Annotated in this window: 20 protein-coding genes; 9 read left to right on the forward strand and 11 right to left on the reverse strand. The window is 48.6% G+C overall.

Annotated elements, in window-relative coordinates:
* Nucleotides 1-236: 236 nt before the first annotated feature.
* The 3 genes from NC996_RS15590 to NC996_RS15600 all read right to left on the reverse strand — a co-directional run bounded on the left by NC996_RS15590 (nt 237) and on the right by NC996_RS15600 (nt 2,641).
* The gene (locus NC996_RS15590; RefSeq protein ID WP_190410965.1) at nt 237-476 is read right to left on the reverse strand and encodes a 2Fe-2S iron-sulfur cluster-binding protein; all 240 of its coding nucleotides are present in this window, start codon (nt 474-476) and stop codon (nt 237-239) included.
* A gap of 73 nt (nt 477-549) precedes the next feature.
* A complete protein-coding gene (gene cobQ, locus NC996_RS15595) occupies nt 550-2,055 on the reverse strand; it encodes a cobyric acid synthase CobQ (protein ID WP_190410966.1) in 1,506 nt (501 codons plus the stop codon).
* Nucleotides 2,056-2,233: 178 nt separating this feature from the next.
* A complete protein-coding gene (locus tag NC996_RS15600; protein WP_190666840.1) occupies nt 2,234-2,641 on the reverse strand; it encodes an Npun_F0494 family protein in 408 nt (135 codons plus the stop codon).
* Between the two features lie 248 nt (nt 2,642-2,889).
* Here NC996_RS15600 and NC996_RS15605 point away from each other — a divergent pair, with 248 nt between their 5' ends.
* Entirely contained in the window at nt 2,890-3,330 is a 441-nt protein-coding gene (locus NC996_RS15605) for a peroxiredoxin (RefSeq protein ID WP_190666842.1), read from the forward strand.
* Nucleotides 3,331-3,425: 95 nt separating this feature from the next.
* On the opposite strand, the gene NC996_RS15610 is transcribed toward NC996_RS15605, so the two are convergent.
* The 3 genes from NC996_RS15610 to NC996_RS15620 form a co-directional block, all read right to left on the reverse strand.
* Complete coding sequence (locus tag NC996_RS15610) at nt 3,426-3,815, reverse strand: hypothetical protein (RefSeq protein ID WP_190666844.1); 390 nt, start codon at nt 3,813-3,815, stop codon at nt 3,426-3,428.
* A gap of 135 nt (nt 3,816-3,950) precedes the next feature.
* Nucleotides 3,951-4,847 (reverse strand): ABC transporter permease, encoded by an 897-nt coding sequence (locus NC996_RS15615; RefSeq protein ID WP_190666846.1) that lies wholly within the window; start codon nt 4,845-4,847, stop codon nt 3,951-3,953.
* 57 nt (nt 4,848-4,904) lie between these two features.
* On the reverse strand, nt 4,905-5,924 hold the full coding sequence (locus NC996_RS15620; protein ID WP_190683998.1) for an ATP-binding cassette domain-containing protein: 1,020 nt from the start codon (nt 5,922-5,924) through the stop codon (nt 4,905-4,907).
* Between the two features lie 95 nt (nt 5,925-6,019).
* On the opposite strand from NC996_RS15620, the gene NC996_RS15625 reads away from it, so the two are divergent.
* Complete coding sequence (locus NC996_RS15625; RefSeq protein WP_190410972.1) at nt 6,020-6,220, forward strand: hypothetical protein; 201 nt, start codon at nt 6,020-6,022, stop codon at nt 6,218-6,220.
* 67 nt (nt 6,221-6,287) lie between these two features.
* On the forward strand, nt 6,288-7,787 hold the full coding sequence (locus NC996_RS15630; RefSeq protein ID WP_190684001.1) for a serine/threonine-protein kinase: 1,500 nt from the start codon (nt 6,288-6,290) through the stop codon (nt 7,785-7,787).
* A 167-nt stretch (nt 7,788-7,954) separates the two neighbouring features.
* Here NC996_RS15630 and NC996_RS15635 read toward each other — a convergent pair whose 3' ends face one another.
* From NC996_RS15635 to NC996_RS15645, 3 genes are all read right to left on the reverse strand, one after another.
* A complete protein-coding gene (locus NC996_RS15635; protein ID WP_190410974.1) occupies nt 7,955-8,170 on the reverse strand; it encodes a hypothetical protein in 216 nt (71 codons plus the stop codon).
* Nucleotides 8,171-8,483: 313 nt separating this feature from the next.
* Nucleotides 8,484-9,470 carry a heme o synthase gene (locus NC996_RS15640; RefSeq protein ID WP_190684003.1) on the reverse strand — a complete coding sequence of 329 codons (987 nt, stop codon included), beginning with the start codon at nt 9,468-9,470 and terminating at the stop codon, nt 8,484-8,486.
* Nucleotides 9,471-9,582: 112 nt separating this feature from the next.
* Nucleotides 9,583-10,509 carry a heme A synthase gene (locus NC996_RS15645; RefSeq protein ID WP_190684006.1) on the reverse strand — a complete coding sequence of 309 codons (927 nt, stop codon included), beginning with the start codon at nt 10,507-10,509 and terminating at the stop codon, nt 9,583-9,585.
* 609 nt (nt 10,510-11,118) lie between these two features.
* Between NC996_RS15645 and NC996_RS15650 the strand changes: the two genes are divergently transcribed.
* The 4 genes from NC996_RS15650 (at nt 11,119) to NC996_RS15665 (ending at nt 15,847) form a co-directional block, all read left to right on the forward strand.
* Complete coding sequence (locus tag NC996_RS15650; protein WP_190430223.1) at nt 11,119-12,210, forward strand: cytochrome c oxidase subunit II; 1,092 nt, start codon at nt 11,119-11,121, stop codon at nt 12,208-12,210.
* Between the two features lie 131 nt (nt 12,211-12,341).
* A complete protein-coding gene (ctaD, locus tag NC996_RS15655) occupies nt 12,342-14,105 on the forward strand; it encodes a cytochrome c oxidase subunit I (RefSeq protein ID WP_190410977.1) in 1,764 nt (587 codons plus the stop codon).
* An 83-nt stretch (nt 14,106-14,188) separates the two neighbouring features.
* The gene (locus NC996_RS15660; RefSeq protein WP_190410978.1) at nt 14,189-14,818 is read left to right on the forward strand and encodes a heme-copper oxidase subunit III; all 630 of its coding nucleotides are present in this window, start codon (nt 14,189-14,191) and stop codon (nt 14,816-14,818) included.
* A gap of 201 nt (nt 14,819-15,019) precedes the next feature.
* Nucleotides 15,020-15,847 carry a pentapeptide repeat-containing protein gene (locus NC996_RS15665; RefSeq protein WP_190410979.1) on the forward strand — a complete coding sequence of 276 codons (828 nt, stop codon included), beginning with the start codon at nt 15,020-15,022 and terminating at the stop codon, nt 15,845-15,847.
* Nucleotides 15,848-15,908: 61 nt separating this feature from the next.
* Here the strand turns inward: NC996_RS15665 and NC996_RS15670 are convergent, their stop codons facing one another.
* Nucleotides 15,909-17,804 carry a DnaJ domain-containing protein gene (locus NC996_RS15670; RefSeq protein WP_190684009.1) on the reverse strand — a complete coding sequence of 632 codons (1,896 nt, stop codon included), beginning with the start codon at nt 17,802-17,804 and terminating at the stop codon, nt 15,909-15,911.
* A gap of 490 nt (nt 17,805-18,294) precedes the next feature.
* On the opposite strand from NC996_RS15670, the gene NC996_RS15675 reads away from it, so the two are divergent.
* On the forward strand, nt 18,295-18,576 hold the full coding sequence (locus tag NC996_RS15675; protein ID WP_190684011.1) for an HNH endonuclease: 282 nt from the start codon (nt 18,295-18,297) through the stop codon (nt 18,574-18,576).
* A gap of 26 nt (nt 18,577-18,602) precedes the next feature.
* Here the strand turns inward: NC996_RS15675 and NC996_RS15680 are convergent, their stop codons facing one another.
* Nucleotides 18,603-19,499, reverse strand: coding sequence for a tetratricopeptide repeat protein (locus NC996_RS15680; RefSeq protein ID WP_190684015.1), 897 nt, complete (start codon nt 19,497-19,499; stop codon nt 18,603-18,605).
* Between the two features lie 357 nt (nt 19,500-19,856).
* Between NC996_RS15680 and NC996_RS15685 the strand changes: the two genes are divergently transcribed.
* Nucleotides 19,857-21,902, forward strand: coding sequence for an elongation factor G (locus tag NC996_RS15685; protein WP_190435056.1), 2,046 nt, complete (start codon nt 19,857-19,859; stop codon nt 21,900-21,902).
* The last annotated feature ends 28 nt before the right edge of the window (nt 21,903-21,930 follow it).

Here is a 21,930-nt window from a genome sequence, read left to right on the forward strand (position 1 = left end):
TTGGCTGAGCGCTATCGGAATCGACGGCGGCACTTTACGCGCCGAGTGCATCTACTCGCAGGCATCATCAACTTTGAGCTAGCTCTGGTTAGCTGATTCGTGCAAGAGGTCTACTGTAGAGTCAAGCCTAAAAGTCGCTGAAAAAAAATCAAGTAGCGGCACGCTACTAGCAACCCATAGACTGCTAATCCGTAAAGCAAATATTCCATTAACGGCCCAACCCTGTGTGTAGTTTGCTACCAGGCGGGGTCAACGTAGAGATTGATTGTTAATTGTTCGCACCCTGCCGGTACTGCTGTGATACAAGCACAGATGGTATGTCCGTCCGCTACCTCCACTTCGCAGGCGTGACACGAACCCATCAGGCACCCGGTGGGAATGAACACCCCAGCCCGTTCTGCTACCTGTAATAACGCTTCTCCTACCTCAGCGTCAACCGCAATCTCGTCAGGTAAAAAAAGTACACTTACGCTCATCAGTAGTTGGTAATGGGTAATGGGTATTTGCTAATGGGTAATGGGTGAAAAGCAATGACCCATTACCCATGCTTTAAGACAAAATAGGGTTTAAATCTAGGTGAGCTTCCACCGTATCTGCCAGCGAATCCAGAATGGTTTCTCGGTGTTCGCGGTAGTTGGCGACGCCTGTGGGGAGAGATGGAAGTCCCCGTTGCTGCCGTAGGTGATTTAACCAGGCTCTTCGCCAAGGGCCATTATCAAAAAGACCGTGGAGATAAGTGCCCACAACTGATTGAGTAGCATCGACAATCCCTAAACTCGGATCGTCAAATAGGGTTTTGTAGGAGTATTGCTTGGGTGCGTGTCCGGATGCCCCCATTCCTTCCTCTGAATCCAACAGCCGCGTGCGCCCTTGATGGATTTCATAACCGGCGACGGGTAAACCAGTTTGAGGATAGTTAGACGTTACGAGTCGTTGGCGGGCAATTTTTTGGGCGGTAATTACGGTTTTTACGGGTAACAGTTCCAGACCTTTGTAACGTCCGGTTTCACCTTCAATTCCTTCAGGATCGGCTAAAAATTTGCCTAGCATCTGGAAACCGCCGCAGATTCCCAGAATAGTCCCGCCTGCTGCCGCGTAATTTTGAATTGCCTGCGCCATGCCGGTTTTTTGCAGCAGCATCAAGTCAGCGATGGTGGTTTTGGAACCTGGAATAATCACGGCATCCGGATGTCCCAAGGGTTCTCTGGGGCTAATGTATTTCACCGTAACGCTGGATTCTGCTTCTAGGGGGTCAAAATCGGTGAAGTTAGAAATCCGGGGAAGGCGGATGATGGCAATGGTGAGATCGCTGTGAGATTTGGTCGTGCGACGCTCAAACAAATCTAGGGAATCTTCGGCGGGCAAAGCTTGATCGATCCAGGGAATGACACCTGCAACGGGAATGCCGGTGCGTTCTTCTAGCCAGGTGATGCCGGAGTCTAAGAGCGATCGCTGTCCTCGGAATTTATTAATGACAATCCCCTTAATCAGCGCCCGTTCTTCCTTCTCCAGCAACTCCAGAGTACCCACTACATGGGCAAAAGCGCCCCCCCGGTCGATATCCACGACCAGCAAGGTTGAGGCATTTAAATGCTTCGCTACCCGCATATTCGCCATGTCGCGGTGCTTAAGGTTAATCTCCGCTGGGCTACCCGCTCCCTCACAGACCAGTAAGTCAAATTCTTCGGAAAGACGTTGCAGCGATTCTTCAATTGCCTGCCAACCTATATCAAAATACTGCTCGTAGTACTCCGCAGCACCGACTTGCCCGACGGATCTGCCCTTGATAATCACCTGGGAAGTCATGTCCCCTTGGGGCTTGAGTAAAATTGGGTTCATCTCCACCCAGGGCGTGACTCCCGCAGCCCAAGCTTGGACTGCCTGGGCATAACCAATTTCTCCTCCAGTGGGCGTTACGTAAGCATTCAGCGCCATATTCTGCGCTTTAAAGGGAGATACTCGCCAGCCGCGCCGAGATAGAATCCGGCAAAGTGCTGCGGTTAGTAGAGATTTTCCTGCGTGGGATGTGGTTCCCACGACCATAATCGCTTTCATTTTAATAGTTTGGGGTTATAGGGAAGAGCAGGCAAGCAGGCAAGCAGGCGAAAGGCACAAAACAGGGGGGCAGGGAAAAATTCTTACTCAGTCCTCAGTCCTCAGTCCTCAGTCCTCAGTCCTCAGTCCTCAGTCCTCAGTCCTCAGTCCTCAGTCCTCAGTCCTCAGTCCTCAGTCCTCAAAACAACCGGAACCAACGATTTAAGGCATTATAGAAGCGATCGCTAAAAGAGGGGGCAGGCCACGAACCACCCTGAAGTTCCCATTTTTCAACCAATTGGCGTCCCAAGGGTGTGAGGCGAAAACTATCGGTGATTCCTTGACCATCCACCTCTCGCCGCAGAATGCCTACCTGAATCAGCCACAACAGTGAACTTTCTGCGCCTAGTTCCCGCACAGGATGGCGGGTGTACTGGTGTTGGACACCTGAAGCACCCGCGATCGCTTGCAGGGGAACGCTGGTTGAGCGCATCGCTGCAAACAAAGGCAGGAGGAAGGGCGAACAGCGCATCGCTCGTTCGGCACGGGATACACTGCCAGGGGAATATTGAATCGACTGGGAGTTTTTTGCCTCAACAGAATTCATCTCTTCATCTAATGTCAGGAAACAGCAGAGGATTAAAAATTGCCATCTAGTCAATATCGATTATTTATTAACCGACTTTTAGCGATCGCACCCACAAGCTTTATGGTTTTAGCTGTAGACGCTCTCCGGCGCGTCTCGTTAGGAGACTGACTGCCGTCATCCACCTTAGCTTAGCCCAAGCGGAATTTTAAAATATTGTAAAATTTGATTTTCACCAAACAATCATAACTGAGCAGGAAATAAAATTTATGGCTCTAGCAGTCGGTACAACGGCACCCGCTTTCACCGCCAAAGATACCAATGGGAACACTGTCTCATTGTCTGATTTGGCAGGAAAAACTGTGATTTTGTATTTTTATCCCAAGGATGATACACCCGGCTGTACCAAACAAGCTTGTAGCTTTCGAGATGCCTATGCAGACTATCAAGGCAAAGATATTGTAGTCTTAGGCGTTAGCAAGGATGATGAAGCGTCTCACCAGAAATTCACCGAGAAGTTCAATTTGCCTTTTCCCCTACTGGCAGATGTCGATGGTAGCATTATCAAAGCTTATGACGTTGAAGGAAGTAGCGGTTATGCCCAGCGCGTAACCTACGTGATTGGTGGTACTGGCATGATCGTTCACGTTGATTCCAGCGTTAACACGGGTAGTCATGCTCAGGATATCTTAGCGGCACTAGCTTCTTGAGCCGACGACTTTAGTCTTTAGAAATAATCCGAGAAGCCCGATTTCCTTAAGGAAACCGGGCTTCTCCATCACAGGACTATTTGAATACTGATTAGTTATGGCGTCGAAGATGCAGGGGTAACTGAGTTTGCTGGAGTGACAGGTGCTACAGGTGCTGCCTGATTTGGAGTACCAAGAAGTTGTAGTTGTTGACGCCGGAACTGATCGGCGGCAGTATTCAGATTGTTCTTCTGGTCAGTATTAAACTCGTCCATACTGCGAATGTTGCCCAAGGTGGCTCGATGCATCAAGTCAAAGACACCAGACGCACCGCCGTTATTCGTCCGAGAAAATGGGTCTGTATTTTGCTCTTGGAAAGTGTCTGCGGGACTGACCGCTCCTGGTTGCGACAGGGTTGATTGAGCCAGAGTCAATTGAGGCAGCAAGCAGGAGGCGAATCCCATGCCAGCCAGAACACCGAGAACCAGTTTAGTTTTTTTATTCATGACAATTTGGGGCGAAACACGCTACGAAAGTTGTGAGTTTTGAGTTTTGAATAAAGACGAAAAAATTGATCTCTATGTTCAACTTTATAACTCAAAACTCACTCAAGACTTGGTACTCATTACTCAAGACGATTCTTAAGCAAACCGACGACGCAGCAGGGGTTGAATTGTTAATAATATTACTGCATCAAAACCGAGAAGCACCAATATGGCAGTGCCAAAAGTTACAGTGCCCCAAGGAGCTTGCATTACCACGCTACTGAGTGCCCAATCACTGTGGAGATACAGATAACGAATTGGCTCAATCGCATAGCTGAGGGGATTGAGAGTTGCAACAACCTGCAACCAATTGGGCATGAAGGATAAAGGGGCGAGGGCTGTGCTGGCAAACAGTAAAGGCAGGTTAGTAACAAAAATTACAGCAATCAGCTCGACGTGACCGGGCAAAGCGAAAGCTAAACCCAAACTCAAAGCGGTGACACCCAGAACCAGCAACAGAACAATCAACGCGATCGCGCCCAAGCCTAAAAGATTAGGTAAACCGGCTCCCAGAAAAGCGCTGGCTGCAACAATCACTGCCGCTTGGATTAAGCTCAACGTCACAATATAGATAGCTGAGGCAGCAACAATCGAAAATCGGGATGCCAGAGGAGCGACTAATAAGCGGTTGAGAAAGCCAAATTCCCGGTCAAACATCACCGGCAATCCAGCATTCAGTGCCCCGGCAAAGGCGGTAAAAACAATCACCCCGGCACCGAGAAATTGCCCGTAGCTCAAATCATTGCCAAAAATGCCTTGAGGAGCATTTTGAAATAGCGCCCCGAATAGAACCAACCACATCAAAGGCTGGATGATTCCCGCCACAAGAGTCGAGGGACGCCGTTGCAATTGAATGAATAAGCGCTTCGTTAAAGCCAGAGTTTCTTGAATAAAGTCACTGACGAGGCTGGATGCAGCACCGGCAGTAGATTTACCAGCTGCCTCTGGCTGCAACCGGATATCAGGTTTAGGAGGCGTTATCGTACTGCTCATATCAATTTCAGATGTTGGATGTTGGATTTTGGTGGCTTGGTGGTGTAAAAGCTCGCTCTACCGCATATTCTGCTTTTTCTCTGCCTTCGGATCGCGGCTACCGGCTGCTGCAAGTTCTGCATCCATCAGGGTTCTCCCCGTAGCGGCGAGATAAACATCATCTAAGCTAGGTCTAGCTTGTGCAATGCCAAAAATCGGTAAATTAGCGGCTTGGAGAGATTGCTGTATGGTCATCAGCGCGTCGCTTTGGGGCGTGACTACTAAATTGAGCGAATTCCCCTGAGCGCTATTGATGATCGCTTCTTGGACAAAGGGCAGAGATTGCAGCATATTTTTCGCTTTCTCTGCTTCCTCAATAGGAGAAAATTCGCGGATACGCAGGGTGATGCGATCGCCTCCCACCCGATCCTTCAACTCAGAAGGCGTCCCAGAGGCAATTACCACCCCTCGGTCGATAATCGCCACTCGGTCGGCTAAAGCATCAATTTCTTCTAAATAGTGGCTGGTAATCAGCACCGTTGTCCCGGATGCTCGCAACTGGCGCAAGAAATCCCACACGACTACACGGCTTTCAATATCTAGCCCTACGGTTGGTTCATCCAGAACTAAGACATCTGGCTGATGCAGCAACCCAGCGGCTAAGTCGAGGCGCTTGCGTAAACCGCCAGAGTAGGTGCCAGTTTTTTTATCAGCGTATTCTTGCAATCCCAAGACGCTCAGCACCGCCTCAATTCTCTGTTTCGCCACAGCACCGGGGAGGTGATACAGCGCGGCTTGTAGTTGCAGGAGTTCCCGCCCCGTCAGCACCTTATCTAAGGCGACCTCCTGAGCTACATAGCCCAAGCGTTGCCGTGCCCCTCTGGGGTTATCTACAACGGAGATGCCAGAAACTTCAATTTTGCCAGCATCGGGTTTTGTCAGGGTACACAAGACCCGCAGAGTTGTCGTTTTCCCGGCACCATTCGGCCCCAATAGACCAAAAATTTCACCAGGTTCTACCTGAAAGGAAACATTTTTAACGGCTTCTACTGAGCCGTAGCGTTTCTGAAGCTTTTCGATTAAAACAGCGGGAGCCATAGATGTCCCAAATTAACAAATCTAAACACTCTTTGTTTCTATTGTATTTCAATCCCTCATCAGGATTTATACTCCCACCGTACTGAATTCATCCTTTGAAAGGCGAAAAGTCCGTACCATCTCAGGACGATACAGCGCCAGACAATTATACGGATAAGCGATCGCGCTACCATTGCCTCAAACCCAAACTCCGAGCATTCTGTAAAGATGAGTGGATGGCTATGGTAACTACTGCTGTTGTCCCAGAAGTGGTATCGCAGGGATTTAGTGTGGCGGTGGATGAGTTGTTGGATTGAGGCTCAATATTTACCAGTTTTTCGGGAAGACTGAATCTAGACACAATCTGCTGAAGCCTTCCCAGATATGCTCTATTGTTCCATTCCCACTTGTCCACATCCCTTCAATCCCGATAGGAATAAGTTTTGCCAAAGCTGTGGTTCGCAAGCACTCTCAGCATTATTTCGCAACCGCTATCGAGTAATTCGACTCTTGGGTGAAGGTGGTTTTGGCAGAACTTATGAAGCTATGGATGCAGATAGAATGGACGATTCTTGCGTCATTAAGCAATTTGTTCCACAAGTGCAGGGAACGGCAGCACTTGAGAAAGCGACGGAACTATTTAAGCAAGAAGCGAAGCGACTGTATGACTTGGGAGAACATCCCCAAATTCCCCGATTAGTTGCCTATTTTGAACAGGATAAGCGCCTGTATTTGGTGCAAGAGTTTATTGAGGGGCAGAATTTATTACAAGAATTGACCCAGCAGGGAGCTTTTAGCGAAGAAAAGATAAAACAACTTTTAGTCGATTTGTTGCCACTCCTCAAGTTTGTACACGAACGCGGTGTAATTCACCGGGATATTAAGCCAGAAAATATTATGCGCCGCCGCAAGGATGGCAAGTTGATGCTGATTGATTTTGGTGTCTCCAAACAGGTAACGGGAACGCTTCTCAGTCGAGTTGGTACAACAGTGGGGACACTTGGCTATGTACCCATAGAACAAATGCGTGGTCAAGTTTACCCAGCTAGCGATCTCTACAGCTTGGGCGTAACTTGCGTTCGGCTACTAACTCAATGTTTGCCAAAGGAAGATGGTTCTGATGATATTTATGATGCTCTGAATGGTCGTTGGATATGGATAGACCATCTGCCACTTGCTACAACCATTAGTTCTCAAATACAGCAAGTATTAGATAAACTGCTCCAAGACTATGTGAAGAATCGCTATAAATGTGCTGATGAAGTGCTACAAACTCTGAAACCACAGCCCTCATCTTTGAGGACTCAGCCGTCAGCTTTTTCAAGTCAACACTTAGCACTCCACACTCACAATTTCCCTCTACCTTCCATCCAGCTTATTTCATCTAGAGGAGTTGATTACCGGCATCTAGAAAAGCTACTTATAACTGGCAACTGGAAAGAAGCTGATTGGGAAACGCTAACTAAGATGATACAGGTAAGAGGAAAGACAGTAAGAGACGATCTTACAGAAGAAAACATCGAGACCTTCCCCTGTGAAGATTTGTGCATAATTGATCATCTGTGGGTAAAGTACAGCCAAGGACGCTTCGGTTTTAGCGTACAGAAGCGCATTTGGATAGAGCAGGGAAGCCAAAGCGGCGTCTGTGATTACTACGATTACCAAGCCTGGTATAAGTTTGGCGATCGCGTCGGATGGTATGTAAATAACAAAGGGCAATACTATTCTGGTCTTACTTTCACCTCAAATGCCCCCGTTGGACATTTTCCCGCGCGAGTGTCGCGTGTTCAAGCAGGTGTGACTGAGCGAGGTTGGCGGTTGTTTGTATGGGATTTAGTTTTGGGGGGTTGTCTGTTCTCGCGCATCGAGGCTTGTGGACTATAAAATTTAGTAATTCTAGAATTCAACACTTAAAATACATTACAGGAAACTCTAGGGTTGCTAGCATTTGTAACTTGGTGAGCGCCTTCCTAAATCCTACGACTGTCATATTCAATGAATGCGATCGCGCGAATTGTTGATAGGAATGCGATCGCCCTCAAACTTTACTACTACAAATCCTCTTTTCGTCGGGCGCGATGTTTTTCTAGCAACTCAGGAAAATGTTTAAGATCGTCAATTGATTGCGGTGCCGGATATATTTCTGTAGCAGGTTCAGCCGTCACCCTATCCATGTAAATACGGAAGGCTTCATCGTCGTCTCGATGTTCTTGTATGTAGGCTAGTAGTTCTTTGCGACTCATTGCCTCAAAATTAGGTTTTATCATAAATACCTCCAGCTTCCATTGCGGAAAATCAAAATTTCGGTTTCTTCTCCAGCTAGGAAGAATACTCCTCCTGTAGGTTCATCTATGCGAACTATATAAATAGGCAAATACATCTTCGTTGCCCAAGAACTCAGGATGAAGCAAGTCAATAGCTGTGCTGATGTAGGAATAATTCATACCCTTCCTTACTTTATGTTTCCTAGTTTAGCCTTGAGTGCCTCTTGAGAGTTCCTTGCCAAAACGCGATCGCTTTTAACGCAAAAAACCCGCCAAGGCGGGTTTTTTTGTTTGGACGCGATTTCTAATCGCCGGATCATTGCAAAATTGCGATCGCGCTAATTAAAGTCTGGAGATGTTCGCCAACAAATGCGGTGAATTGATGCGTCACTGGTAAACTATCGACGACAATGCCGGTGCAGAGCAGCATCATGTAGAGGATAGAGTATTTAAAAAGCGATCGCGCTACCTGTTTATCTCCAGGTGACTGCAACATCTGCCATGCTTTCTTAATAAAGAGACTCCCCAGGATTGAGGCAACCATCCCATAAACGATACCAGACGCGCCCAAAGGATAAACCAGCAGCAACGTCATCGGTACCATAATCAGGGTGTAAAGCCAAATTTGCCGAGTCGTGACCACTTCCCCTTCAACCACTGGCAGCATCGGAATGCCGACTTTGGCGTAGTCATCTCGAATCATTAAAGCTAACGCCCAGAAATGGGGAGGTGTCCACACAAACACAATGGCAAAAAGCAGCCAAGCTGCCCAGCTTAAGGTGCCGGTAACAGCTGCCCAACCGACTAGCGCCGGGATCGCTCCTGCGGCACCGCCAATCACGATGTTTTGCGTGGTGTGGCGTTTTAGCAAGTGGGTGTAGATGCCCATGTAGAAGACAAGGCCTGACATTGCCAAGAGGGCACTGAGCAGGTTGGCGAAGACGGTTAGTAAGGTGAAAGAGAGACAAGCCAGGACAATTGCAAAAATTAGCGCATCGCGGGACTGTACCCGACCGGAAGGAATCGGGCGGTGGCGGGTACGCTCCATTGCATAATCGATATCGCGATCGTAGATGCAGTTGAGGGTTTGAGCAGATGCGGCAGCGAGAGTCCCACCCGCCATCGTCACCAATAACAACAGCGGATCTACCTGTCCATCTGATGCCATCCACATACTCGCCGCCGTTGTGATCAGCAGCAGCGGGATAATTCGGGGCTTTGTCAGCTGGTAGTAACTCTGAATGACCTCTAGGAAGTTTTGGTGTCTGCGGGAGACATCGGTTCCAACTATCATTTCCTGCATTATTTATTTTTTCCTAAATTACTTAGCCTGCCGCAACGCGATCGCTCAAGGGTAAACGAGCGCAGGCTTTGTTTGTAGAGTCCCACCCTGAGGGGTGCGGATTGATGAAGAGCTATACGGAAGGGTTGGGAATGACACTGGCGCGATCGCGCAACGCCAAAACAGTAAAAGCAACAAGCGTTCCGAGTAAGGCGGCTCCGACTGCCTGGTGAGCGACGGTCAGTGGTTCTACTTGGAGGTGCAAGCGGAAGGTCGCCACACCGAGAATCACTTGTAACACCAGTAAACCACCACCCAGATTAGCCAGACGGCGCAGCATCGGGTGCAGTGCGGGTGTGCGCCATGCCAAAAGCACGACAGCGACGATCGCTAAAGTTGGGGGAACGACACCCGCAATGTGGCTATTCATCACCGTACACAACTCTTGCGCCCCAAAGCACTGATGGAGCGCCCAGCGAGAACCCACTAATCCACCTAGGAGGCTTTGTAGATAGACCAAAATTGCAGCCGTTAAACTCACCCACGGCAATTTTCCAACCGTGCCCGTGCCTTGATAAGGCAACAGTGCCGCGCCAATTATCAGGAGGGTGATGAAAAACAACAGTGCGGTTCCCAGGTGAGCAGTGACAATATCAAAACGCAGCAAGTGCGTTACGGTCAGCCCTCCCAAGACGCCCTGAAATACGACTAAAAAGAGTGCGAAGGTGGACGCCCAAGGCAGCCATTTGGGGAGCGATCGCTGATGCCACCAGGAAAGAACTGCTAGCGCGATCGCGCCGAAGCCAATTGCTGCCGCGTCCAACCTGTGAAACCACTCCAGAAACACCTGAAGATTCATCTGCGAAGAAGGCACCAGTTGACCGTAGCATAGAGGCCAATCCGGGCACGCCAGCCCAGCATTCATCACTCTTGTGGCACTCCCAATCGCCATCAAAACCAGCGTAGCGACGCCCAGCCGAAACACCAAGCGACGGATCTTGTCCCTTGGGTGGGAATCCTCCGGAGTGCGAACATCCTGATGAAGGACGGATTCTGTCATAGCGTTCAAAAAGCTAATTTTTCACCAATCAAATCAGAGTATCCGCTCAATTCCAACCTAGCATCTGAATGGAGGAAGATGACCGACTCTAGCTACCACTCTAATGACCCCGTTGCATCATCAGCCACCGCTTTAGGAATTTCTTCCAATTGCCGAGATTTTGCGGAAATTGAGGCGAATTAGGGCAATGCAATAACCTCTGCGGCTAAAATTTTTAGATTTCTTCTAAATCAAGTATTTCATTGTAAAAAAGAATACTGGTATTCAAAGAGAAAACCGCTAGAATCCAGAAGCAATCTTCTAGCTCTAAATCCCGAATCCCTGACAGGGCGGGAGACGCCTCCCAGGATTCATCCTAGCGGAAATGGCTTTGTCTGCTGGTACCTTTCCTGAAAATGGCGGCGATCCCAAAAAAATTCCAAAAGATAACTCAGATTGGCTCACCTTTATGGGATCTCTGCCTTACCGTGGTTAATGAGGCTCTTACTGATTTCCTAAGATCGAACACAAAGGCAGCTTCACTTCGAGGCAGTCTAGATAGACCAAATCGGTCTGGGCATCAGCCCACACTGTTTTGTTTAGAATTGCACCAAATCCAAGACAAAGCCCGTGAAAATCCCAAGCTCGATATTAACTTTACTGGTTGGCATTGTGCTGACCCTTGTCAGCCTGTGGTACGGTCAAAACCACGGTCTTTTGCCGATAGCAGCCTCTGAGGAAGCAACCCTAATCGACAGGCTGTTTAACGCGATGATGACCATTTCCACAGGTCTGTTCCTGCTGGTTCAGGGAATAATTATCATTGCGGCAATTAGATTTCGGCAACGTCCTGGCGATGATACGGACGGGCCACCCGTGCATGGCAACGTTCCCTTAGAAATTTTGTGGACGGCGATTCCAGCGGTGATCGTCCTGGGAATCTCGATCTACAGTTTTGAGGTTTATGGTCAAATCGGCGGACTGAATCCGATGGATCATTCGGTTGCTCACGCTCCGAGTCATCAGCAGGTTGCCAAAATGCCTGGAGCGGCGATTGCAGCTACCTTAACAGAGGCTGAAAACGCCACGGACACTGAAAATCGCAATCAGCAGCTGCAAGATAAAGTCTTAGAAGACCCCGCTACGGCAAAAGTCCGCAAGGAGCTTCCTCAACTGCGGGATTCAGCCGATGTAGGCGTAACTTCCGGTCGCATTGGTCCCACACCTGACAAGCAAGGTCAAGATCCAGAATTTTATGTGAATGTTACGGGTCTACAGTTTGCTTGGCTTTTTAGCTACCCCGGAACCGATGTGACAGCGGGCGAATTGCATCTTCCGCTTGGACGGGAAGTGAAATTGAACATCTCGGCAAATGATGTTATACACGCTTTTTGGGTGCCTGAGTTTCGCCTCAAGCAGGATGCGGTTCCAGGACGCCAAACTGAGCTGCGGTTTACACCCAACAGACTCGGTGAGTATCCGCTCATTTGTGCGGAACTCTGTGGTGCTTATCATGGAGTCATGAAGACAACGGTCATTGTTCAGACCCCCGAAGATTTCCAGAATTGGCTTGCCGAGCAGCAAGAAGTTGCCAGTTCGGAGGCTCTCGATCGGGCGGTGGCAGTAAACCCCGCAGAACGCTCAGATGCTGAGTTTTTGGCTCCCTACGCCAGTGAAATGGGGATCGATGCCGAAACTCTACACCCTCTCCACCACCACTGAGTAAGAGAGTGATGAGTGTTGAGTGTTGAGTTGTGAGTTAAAAAAGTTCTCGTAAAAATCTTTTATTTAATTCAAAACTCAAAATTCAAAACTCAAAACTCTTCTGACCCCCCTTAACTTCTGAATTTGAGATGACACAAGTAGAGCTTCAAGAAAAAGCAAATCTACCAGCCCACGGTGAACAACCGAAGGTAACGCATTGGCGAGAATACTTTAGCTTTAGTACCGACCACAAAGTGATTGGGATTCAATACCTGGTCACGACGTTTATCTTTTATTTGATTGGTGGAGTCCTGGCAACAGCCGTTCGCACGGAACTGGCAACCCCAGAGTCCGATTTTGTCGCCCCAGATGTTTACAACAGCTTATTTACGGTTCACGCGACGGTGATGATCTTCTTGTGGATCGTGCCTGCGGGAACCGGCGGCTTTGGGAATTACCTGGTGCCCTTGCTGATTGGAGCAAGGGATATGGCGTTTCCGAGACTGAATGCGATCGCTTTCTGGATCATCCCACCGGCTGGGTTGCTGTTGTTGAGCAGTTTCTTGGTCGGGGCACCCGGTGCGGGTTGGACTTCTTATCCCCCCTTGAGCGTTGTTAGTGGCAAACCCGGTGAAGCGATTTGGATTCTCAGCGTCCTGATCCTGGGGACCTCTTCGATCCTGGCAGCGATCAATTTTCTCGTCACCATCTGGAAGATGCGGACGCCAGGGATGGGGTGGAATCAAATGCCCTTGTTCTGCTGGGCAATGCTCGCCACTTCTGCATTGGCTCTTATCGCTACGCCAGTTTTAGCAGGGGCACTGATTCTACTATCCTTTGACCTGCTGGTGGGTACGTCCTTCTTTAACCCGACCGGGGGGGGCGATCCCATCGTGTATCAACACCTATTCTGGTTTTACTCCCACCCGGCGGTTTACATCATGATCCTCCCCTTCTTCGGGATGATCTCAGAAATTTTGCCGGTTCACGCCCGCAAGCCGATTTTTGGTTATAAGGCGATCGCTTATTCCAGTCTGGCAATCAGCTTTTTGGGGCTAATCGTCTGGGCGCACCACATGTTTACCAGCGGCACCCCTGCCTGGTTGCGGATGTTTTTCATGATCACCACAATGGTGATTGCTGTCCCTACCGGGATCAAAGTATTTAGCTGGTTGGCAACCATTTGGGGCGGCAAACTGCGCCTGAACAGCGCCATGCTGTTCGCAATGGGCTTTATCTCCATGTTTGTCATCGGCGGCATCAGTGGCGTCATGGTGGCAGCTGTGCCCTTTGATATCCACGTTCACGACACCTACTTTGTCGTGGCTCACCTGCACTACGTCCTCTTTGGCGGCAGTGTTTTCGGCATTTATGCCGGATTCTATCACTGGTTCCCCAAGATGACGGGGCGGATGCTGAACGAAACTTGGGGCAAAGTTCACTTTGTCCTGATGTTGGTTGGCTTCAATATGGCATTCCTGCCGATGCACAAGCTAGGTCTAGAAGGGATGAACCGACGGATTGCTTCGTATGACCCGAAATTTACCACTCTCAACGTGATCTGCACGATTGGGGCATACATCCTCGCCGTCTCCACCATTCCTTTCATTGTTAATGCCTGCTGGAGTTGGATAGCGGGTCCCAAGGCACCTGATAACCCCTGGCAAGGACTGACCCTAGAGTGGATGACAACCTCGCCCCCGCCACCGGAAAACTTTGAAAAAGACCCAGTGTTAGCCACCGGGCCATATGACTATGGGATGGGCGATCGCCGCACTCAAGTAGAGGTGCCCTTTGACGAGCCTCGAAATCCAGTCTTGGCTGCTGGCCCTGACTCGGCTCTCCGTGCCGATCCCGATCCCGCAGTGGCGGTGAATCCCGATGACCGCCAAGGAGAAAGTCACAATCGGTAATGGTAATCGGTAATCGGGAAACGATGACCCATTACCGATTCTCCACTACCCATTACGTATCCAACTCTTTCTAGAGGAGATTCATGCAAGGTTCAACGATTGACCCAGCGAAAACTGCCCTCAACTATCACCACAACTCAGAAGCGACTGTGGAAGCCCACGGCGTAGAACATCATGATTTCCGCATCCAGGGGCTGATTGTGTTTCTGATTGCGGAAGGCATGATCTTTGTCGGCTTATTTACTGCCTATCTCGCCTTTCGCGCTGTGGCACCCAGTTGGCCCCCGGAAGGAACGCCAAAGTTAGAGCTATTACTGCCCGGAATCAACACACTGATTCTGATTTCTAGCAGTTTCGTGATCCACAATGCGGATACTGCCATCAAAAAGAACGATGTGGCAGGTTTAAGGACTTGGTTTGCCGCAACTGCCTTAATGGGAGCGATTTTCCTGGGGGGTCAGGTTTACGAGTATACCCATTTGGAATTTGGCCTCAGCACTAACTTGTTTGCCAGCACGTTTTATGTTCTGACTGGGTTCCACGGTCTCCACGTTCTTTTAGGACTAGGGGCGATGATTGCCGTTTTGTGGCGCAGTTTAAAACCCGGTCACTACAGCAGCGAACACCACTTTGGCGTTGAAGCCGCAGAGATTTATTGGCACTTCGTCGATATTGTGTGGATTATTTTGTTCACCATCCTCTATCTGATTTGAATCTTTGTTTTTGCTTTTTTGACAAAGCTTGCCCCCAATTGGGGGCTTTTTTATGAGGAAAAGTTACTCTACTGATTGGAGGCGGGAAGGAGTCCTAAAATTTTAGATTTGGGGTTTGGGATTTTGGGTTGAAAATCTTAGACAGTCAGCGACTTTCCCGATTGAAAATCATGCAACTGTTCCGCAAATTGGTATGAATCGATGGACGCAGATGAACTACTGAGGAAATATGTAGAGGGCGAAAGAGATTTTTGTCTAGCCGACCTAAGTGGAGCCGACCTGAGTGGGGTAAATCTCAGTCAGGCGGATTTTAGTGGGGCCAACTTAAAAAAAGCTACCTTGAGTCGAGCGATTCTGAGCCGATGCACCCTAGCCGCAACCCACATGGAGGAAGCCGACTTGTGTGAGGCAGACTTGCGTAGAGCCGATTTGAGTGGAGCTGAAATGTTTGGAGCCTTCTTAATTGCAGCCAACCTGAGTTTAGCCGACTTGATTGGCACCGACTTGACGAAAGCCAATTTGAGTTTAACCGACTTGATTGGAGCTGACTTGATTGGAACTGACTTGAGTGAAGCTAACTTGAGTTTAGCCGACCTGCGGGGAGCTGACCTGAGTGGAGCTAATCTGAATGAGGCTAATCTGAGCGCATCCCATCTCTATGAAGCTGACTTGAGCGAGGCCAACTTGGAGGGAACGAACTTCCGTAGAGCGCTCTACAACGAACAAACTAAGTTTCCCGAAGAGTTTGATCCAAAACTAGCAGGAGCATTGTTGATTGCCCCGAATGTATTGCTGGCAGGGCTAGACCTGAGTAGAGCGAACCTTCCTGGGGTTAATCTGCGTGGAGCTAACTTGAGCGGTACTAACTTGAGCAAGGCAGATATGGTTTGGGTAGATTTGAGTGGAGCCAATTTGAGTGGAGCTAATTTGAGTGGAGCCAATTTGAGTGGAGCCAATTTGAGTGGAGCCGACCTCAGCGAAGCTAATTTGAGTGGAGCCATCATGCCTGATGGCAGCCTTCATGATTAAGGTCAAATAGTGAGAGATTAGACAAGACTCGTAGGGCGAATCTCTGAAAGGATTTATGCTGTTAGCGATCGCTCCATTGTTTCTCAAACTGGGCATAAGCTTGATTAATTGCCTGCATTTGAGCTTGGGCATTGGTAGAAGGATTAACATCAGGGTGGTACTGCCTTCCCAAACGTCGGTAAGCACGCTTAACATCATCAGCATCAGCGTTCCTTTCCACGCCTAAAACTTCCCACCATTCCCCAGATGGCACTGCGTCAAGTGTAGATTCACTCACGCCAAAGCATTTTTGCCAAATTTTCAGTGTGTTCTTCTCACCGCCACTCACCAGCGTCTGTCCATCGAAACTGAAAGCAACAGGATGACGCCCAGGCAGAGTATCCAGCAGTTCTCCATCTAGGTTCCAAAGTTTGATAGTACCGTCTCGGCTGCCACTGGCGAGGGTTTTTCCATCAGGGTTAATAGCGATAGAAACAACCCCAGATGAATGTCCTGTAAGAGTGCGAAGCAATTCTCCAGTCTGGAAATTCCACAACTTAATTGTCGCGTCTCCACTCCCACTCGCTAGAGTCTTTCCATCCGGGCTGAAGGCGACAGAAGTAACCCAGCCTGAATGTCCGATAAGGATGCGATGCTGTTGTCCACCGCTCAAATTCCAAAGCCTGATAGTTTGATCGGCACTTCCACTAGCAAGAATTTGGCTATCAGGACTAATCGCAACAAACAAAACCGCGTCAGAATGTCCATTAAGAGTGCTTCTTAGTTTTCCCGTATAGGCACCCCAAAGCCTAATCGTTTTATCAGCGCTTCCACTCGCAATAATTTTTCCGTCAGGGCTGAAGGAAACTGAGTAAACAAAGCCCGAATGACTGTAAGAGGAGTTTAAATAAAAAAAGGTGCGGAGAAATTCTTTTTTAGGCAGATTCCAGGTAGTAATTTTTTGGTCAAAACTGCCACTGGCAATCGTTTGACCATCTGGGCTAATTGCCACTGAAGAAACTTCCTGTCCTTGCCCAAAGAAGTTAAAAATCTGTTTTCCAGTCTTCAGGCTCCACAGGGTAACGATTTTATCATCACTGCCACTAGCAATCGTCTGATCATCGGAGCTGATGGCAATAGAATTGACTGAGGCTGAATGCTCTTTTAGGGTGTGTATGCATTTCCAACCTTGAGGTTCCTGAGACTCAATTTTTGTCAATCCTGGTGCCATCTTAGGCTGAGCAAATTCCGGTTGAGGTAACGGTGTTTGATGAGTAGAAATTTTAGGCGTTACAGAGGGATTTAAATTTGGGTGAAATGTAGAAAATTTGGATGAAATATTTTTATAAGGTGCAGAATAATTTAGATTTAAAACAGTCTTCGCTGGTATTTTTGCTTTTAGCGCCTTCAACTCGTCTTCAATTTCTATAGCGGCAAATTTTTCCTCTAAAACATCACCTGCTAGCTTCTTATCTAGCGCTGCTAATTCTAGCTCTAGAAGAGCATTAGTATAAGCTTCTTGCCATGATACTTTCTCTTCCATCCGCTCGAAAGCTTGATATGCGGTTTCCCCGCTTCCAGAGCCGTCAATCAGCTTCAATAAACCGTAAACTCCCAGCCCAAAAACTGCACCTGTTGCCGCAAAAGAACCCATACCAATTCCAACCGCTGTTCCCTTGAAAGCTAATCCCATGCTGCCAAAAACAGAGGAAAAACCTGCGCCGCCTACTGCACCAATTCCCATCGAACCTAAAGCGAAAGCATCTCCTTCTCCTACCGCTTTGAATGCTCCATAAGCAGCAGCACCAGCAACCGCGCCCGCTGCTGTAACGGGTGCCATGCCAATTCCAACTGCTCCGAATCCTCCGACTAATCCCATCCCACCAACTGCTGCGGAAACTCCAGCACCCGCCGCCGCGCCTCCGGTAACAAATGCAGCACCTGAGATAACATCATCTTGTTTATGGGTTTGAAACATTGCTTTTTTTGCTAGATGGCTGGGATAATTTGGCAACTGGAAGTTTCTTTATATACCTAGCACAAGCAAGTTTAGCCTTAAATCGTATTTTTACTGAATTTTTAATTTGTTTACAACAAATCCAATTAGTATTTGTTGCTATCTGAAATTATTTGTGAAGGCAAAAATAGTCTATTGAACCCCAAGGACACAAAGAACACGTTGGCTTTCGCGTAGCGGTGCGCTCAGGAAGAGACAAAGAGGAACTGATTGGTTCACCAAAGGAATAGATTGCTATAGTTTCACTTCCAATAAGGTGAGGTTTTTATTTAAATAGGAGCTGAAAATATCTTTGTTTTACATTGATATAGCAGTTTTAAATAATTCGTGAAAGCGAGATCCCGACTTTTTTAAAAAGTCGTGGAGCTGAACCGCTACCATCTCATAACTAAAATAGGATTGCTATATATAATTATCTTAGAAAGTATTGATTTATAAGTCTTATCAAAAAATGCAGTGTGAATTGTGTGAAAGAGAAGTGGAGCGGTTGACCGTCCATCACTTGATTCCAAGGCAGAAAACGAAACGGAAAAATGAAGATCCAGGACCGACTGCAAAGATATGTTCTGCCTGCCATCGGCAAATACATAATTTATTTGACAATACGCGATTAGCCCAGGAACTTAATTCTTTGGATAGGCTGAAGGATGAGCCGCAAATGGAGAAGTTTTTGTCTTGGGTGAAGAAGCAAGACCTGAATAAGCGGGTTAGAGTGCATCGGGGAAACAATTAAAGATTAAAAAACTAATTTTTAATTGTTTAGGGGTTTTGCGATCGCTTCAATAACTCCTCTGCATTAGAAGCCCACTGGCTATTCCCTTGGGCAGTGTAAAGCTGTTTGGCATATTGCAAAACTTGCTGGGCATCACTGTAACGACCTTGGCGCAGAAAGACTAACCCGGCAGCGTAGTAGGCATTGGGGTAGTTAGAATTAGCCTCTGCTGCCTTGCGAAAGGCGGCGAGAGCTTCGTCTAGTTGCCCCTGATTCATCAGGATGGAACCGAGATTATAGTGGGCTTCTGGATATTTAGGGCTGATTTTAATGGCCTGCTGGAATGCTTTTTTTGCTTCGTTCAGGTTGTTCTGTTGGAGATAAGCAAGTCCCAGATGATAAGCAGGTTCTGGTGCGTTGGGACTCAACTGCATCGCTTGTTTAAAAGACGCGATCGCTCGTTCCTCATCTCCTTGCTGTTCCCTTACCAAACCTAGATTGTAATGAGCAACTCCCAACTGTGGGTTGAGTTCCAGCGCCCGTGACAAATAATCACCCGCCTGCTGCAAGTTGTTTCCCTCAAGCAGCGCTGCACCCAAATTGGCATAGGCGAGAGCAAAGTTAGGATCGGCTTGAACTGCTTGGTAAAAGGCATCCGCTGCTGGCTGCAATTGCCCCACCTGACGCAAAGCCAGCCCCAAGTTGTAATGCGCGGGTGCCAGTTTGGGGTCGAGTTTGGCGGCTTGTCGAAAAGAGGCGATCGCTTCTTGTGTTTTTGCTTGACCGATCAGCTGGAGTCCCTGATTCATCAAGTCCACTGCCGATTGAGCTTGAGCAATTTGTACCGGCGTCACGGGTGTCCCAGCCACCGCTGGCGTCATCCTCCCACCCAGTAACAGTATTAACCCTCCAGCTATCCATCTCATCTGCTGGTACGTTCTCATTCTCCGTGTCACCTCTTTACAATTGTTACGTTTGTCGCCACCCATTCAGATTTTCTTCTAACAAATTTGCGGTTATTTGTTGCATATATTCATAAAATTTATAGCTAATTAATACTGATTCATTCAACTTAAGTTTTTGCTGGGTTTGCTTTAAAAGAAATTGCAATTTCTCAGTCATTGCCCCTAGAACGCGCTAACCTCACATTCAGGGATACAAAATTCCATCTAACTGTTAACAGCGATCGCGATTGGCACGGGAGGGCAAAAATCCTCTGGGAGTTGTCAATGGCATCGGTACCGCATACCCATGCGATAGCTCACATCTCTACATCTTTTTTATTTTGTTGGAGGTGAATTATGAACGAAAAAGTCATGTCCGGGGTACGCAATGTTGCAATTGTTGGCCCCTATTTAAGTGGCAAAACTACGTTACTAGAAAGTTTGCTCTTCGTCACGGGTGCGATTTCCCGCAAAGGTCGCACTTCAGACGGTAACACGGTGGGAGATAGTTCCCAAGAGGCACGCGATCGCCACATGAGCGTGGAAGTATCAACTGCCAGCACCGATTACGACAGTGTCCGCTTCACCTTTGTCGATTGTCCCGGATCGGTTGAATTTGCTCAAGAAACCTACAATGCTCTGATTGGCGTCGATGCGGCAATTGTCGTGTGCGAACCCGTGAGCGATCGCGTCATGACTCTCGCGCCGCTATTTAAATTCCTCGACGACTGGGAAATTCCGCACCTAGTCTTCATCAACAAAATGGATCGGGCGAACAACAACTTCATGGACGTGCTGCACGCCCTAAAAACGGTCTCCAGTCGCCCCGTGATCCCACACCAGTATCCCATTGGTCAAGGCGAACAGCTCAGCGGCTTTATCGACCTGGTGAGCGAACAAGCTTATCACTACCATCCTGGTGCCGCCGCCGACCCGGTGCCGATGCCAGATAACCTCAAAGAGCAGGAACAAGCCGCCCGTGCCGAAATGCTGGAGGAATTGGCAAATTTTGACGACCACCTGCTAGAAGAACTGCTAGAAGAAATTAACCCACCCCAAGAAGAAATTCTCCAAGACTTGAAGATGGAGTTAGGGGCAGATTTAATCGTGCCTGTATTCCTAGGTGTTGCCGAGCAAGATTACGGAGTGCGACCGCTGCTGGAAGCGTTGTTGCGAGAAGCACCCGACCCATCCACCACTGCCGAACGTCGGGGAATTGTTCTCCATGCCGATGCCCCCCTCGCACAAGCGATTAAAACCTATTACACTCCTCAAGGCGGGAAAATCTCCCTGGTGCGGGTGTGGCAGGGCACGTTGACTGATGGAATTGTCCTCAATGGCGTTCGGACTGGTGGCTTGTATCGTCTGATGGGTCAGCAACAACAGCCGCTGACTTCAGCCGAAGCCGGTGAGATTGTCGTCTTGGGACGCTTAGAGGGAATTAAAACAGGCGATACCTTGACCGCTTCCGGCGACCCACTGGCGACCGAACTCCCCAAAGCCGAGCAAATGGCACCCGTTTTTGCTTTAGCGATTACGCCCGAAAAACGCAACGATGAAGTTAAACTCAGCAGCGCCATCACCAAGCTGCTAGAAGAAGACCCCTCCCTAGCTTGGGAACAACACGGAGACACCCACGAAGTCATTCTTTGGGGTCAAGGTGAAATTCATCTGCAAGTTGCCCTCGACCGACTGCGGCGCAAGTACAACCTGCCAATGACGACTCACCTGCCCCGCGTGCCCTACAAAGAAACCATCCGCAAACCCGCATCCTCGATTCACGGGCGCTACAAGCATCAAAGTGGCGGTCACGGACAGTTTGGTGATGTTTATCTGGATATCAAGCCGCTGTCGCGTGGCGAAGGCGTTAACTTCAGTCAAACAATTGTCGGTGGCGTCGTACCGAGACAGTATATCCCTGGCGTTGAGACGGGTGTTCGGGAGTATTTGGTACATGGCCCCTTGGGCTTCCCCGTGGTCGATGTAGCAGTGACGCTGACGAATGGTTCCTACCATTCGGTTGATAGTTCCGAACAAGCGTTTAAACAGGCAGCCCGGATTGCGATGCAGGAAGGAATGCCCAAGTGCGAACCAACGCTCCTAGAACCGATTACCGCGATTCAGGCGTGTGCCCCAGCCGAATTTACCTCTAAGGTTCTCCAGCTAGTCAGCGGACGTCGGGGACAAATTCTCGGCTACGAAGGGAAGTCAGATTGGCCCGGTTGGGATTGCATTTCTGCTTACTTACCCCAAGCAGAGATGCACAATTTTATTGTGGAATTGCGATCGCTTACAATGGGCGTCGGCTTCTTTCACTGGAAGTACGACCATCTCCAAGAAGTTCCAGACAAGCTGGTTGAACGCGCGATCGCAACTTCTGGAAACGGCAACGGCGCACATTAACTAGAAAAGTTATGAGTTTTGAATTTTG

This window comes from Trichocoleus sp. ST-U2 (assembly GCF_039961875.1).
Classification (GTDB): domain Bacteria; phylum Cyanobacteriota; class Cyanobacteriia; order Cyanobacteriales; family FACHB-T130; genus FACHB-T130.

Coding starts and splice junctions, on each gene's coding strand:
- NC996_RS15590 (WP_190410965.1), bottom strand. CDS start 476: ATGAGCGTAAGTGTACTTTTTTTACCTGACGAGATTGCGGTTGACGCT.
- cobQ (WP_190410966.1), bottom strand. CDS start 2,055: ATGAAAGCGATTATGGTCGTGGGAACCACATCCCACGCAGGAAAATCT.
- NC996_RS15600 (WP_190666840.1), bottom strand. CDS start 2,641: ATGAATTCTGTTGAGGCAAAAAACTCCCAGTCGATTCAATATTCCCCT.
- NC996_RS15605 (WP_190666842.1), top strand. CDS start 2,890: ATGGCTCTAGCAGTCGGTACAACGGCACCCGCTTTCACCGCCAAAGAT.
- NC996_RS15610 (WP_190666844.1), bottom strand. CDS start 3,815: ATGAATAAAAAAACTAAACTGGTTCTCGGTGTTCTGGCTGGCATGGGA.
- NC996_RS15615 (WP_190666846.1), bottom strand. CDS start 4,847: ATGAGCAGTACGATAACGCCTCCTAAACCTGATATCCGGTTGCAGCCA.
- NC996_RS15620 (WP_190683998.1), bottom strand. CDS start 5,924: ATGGCTCCCGCTGTTTTAATCGAAAAGCTTCAGAAACGCTACGGCTCA.
- NC996_RS15630 (WP_190684001.1), top strand. CDS start 6,288: ATGCTCTATTGTTCCATTCCCACTTGTCCACATCCCTTCAATCCCGAT.
- NC996_RS15635 (WP_190410974.1), bottom strand. CDS start 8,170: ATGATAAAACCTAATTTTGAGGCAATGAGTCGCAAAGAACTACTAGCC.
- NC996_RS15640 (WP_190684003.1), bottom strand. CDS start 9,470: ATGCAGGAAATGATAGTTGGAACCGATGTCTCCCGCAGACACCAAAAC.
- NC996_RS15645 (WP_190684006.1), bottom strand. CDS start 10,509: ATGACAGAATCCGTCCTTCATCAGGATGTTCGCACTCCGGAGGATTCC.
- ctaD (WP_190410977.1), top strand. CDS start 12,342: ATGACACAAGTAGAGCTTCAAGAAAAAGCAAATCTACCAGCCCACGGT.
- NC996_RS15660 (WP_190410978.1), top strand. CDS start 14,189: ATGCAAGGTTCAACGATTGACCCAGCGAAAACTGCCCTCAACTATCAC.
- NC996_RS15665 (WP_190410979.1), top strand. CDS start 15,020: ATGGACGCAGATGAACTACTGAGGAAATATGTAGAGGGCGAAAGAGAT.
- NC996_RS15670 (WP_190684009.1), bottom strand. CDS start 17,804: ATGTTTCAAACCCATAAACAAGATGATGTTATCTCAGGTGCTGCATTT.
- NC996_RS15675 (WP_190684011.1), top strand. CDS start 18,295: ATGCAGTGTGAATTGTGTGAAAGAGAAGTGGAGCGGTTGACCGTCCAT.
- NC996_RS15680 (WP_190684015.1), bottom strand. CDS start 19,499: ATGAGAACGTACCAGCAGATGAGATGGATAGCTGGAGGGTTAATACTG.
- NC996_RS15685 (WP_190435056.1), top strand. CDS start 19,857: ATGAACGAAAAAGTCATGTCCGGGGTACGCAATGTTGCAATTGTTGGC.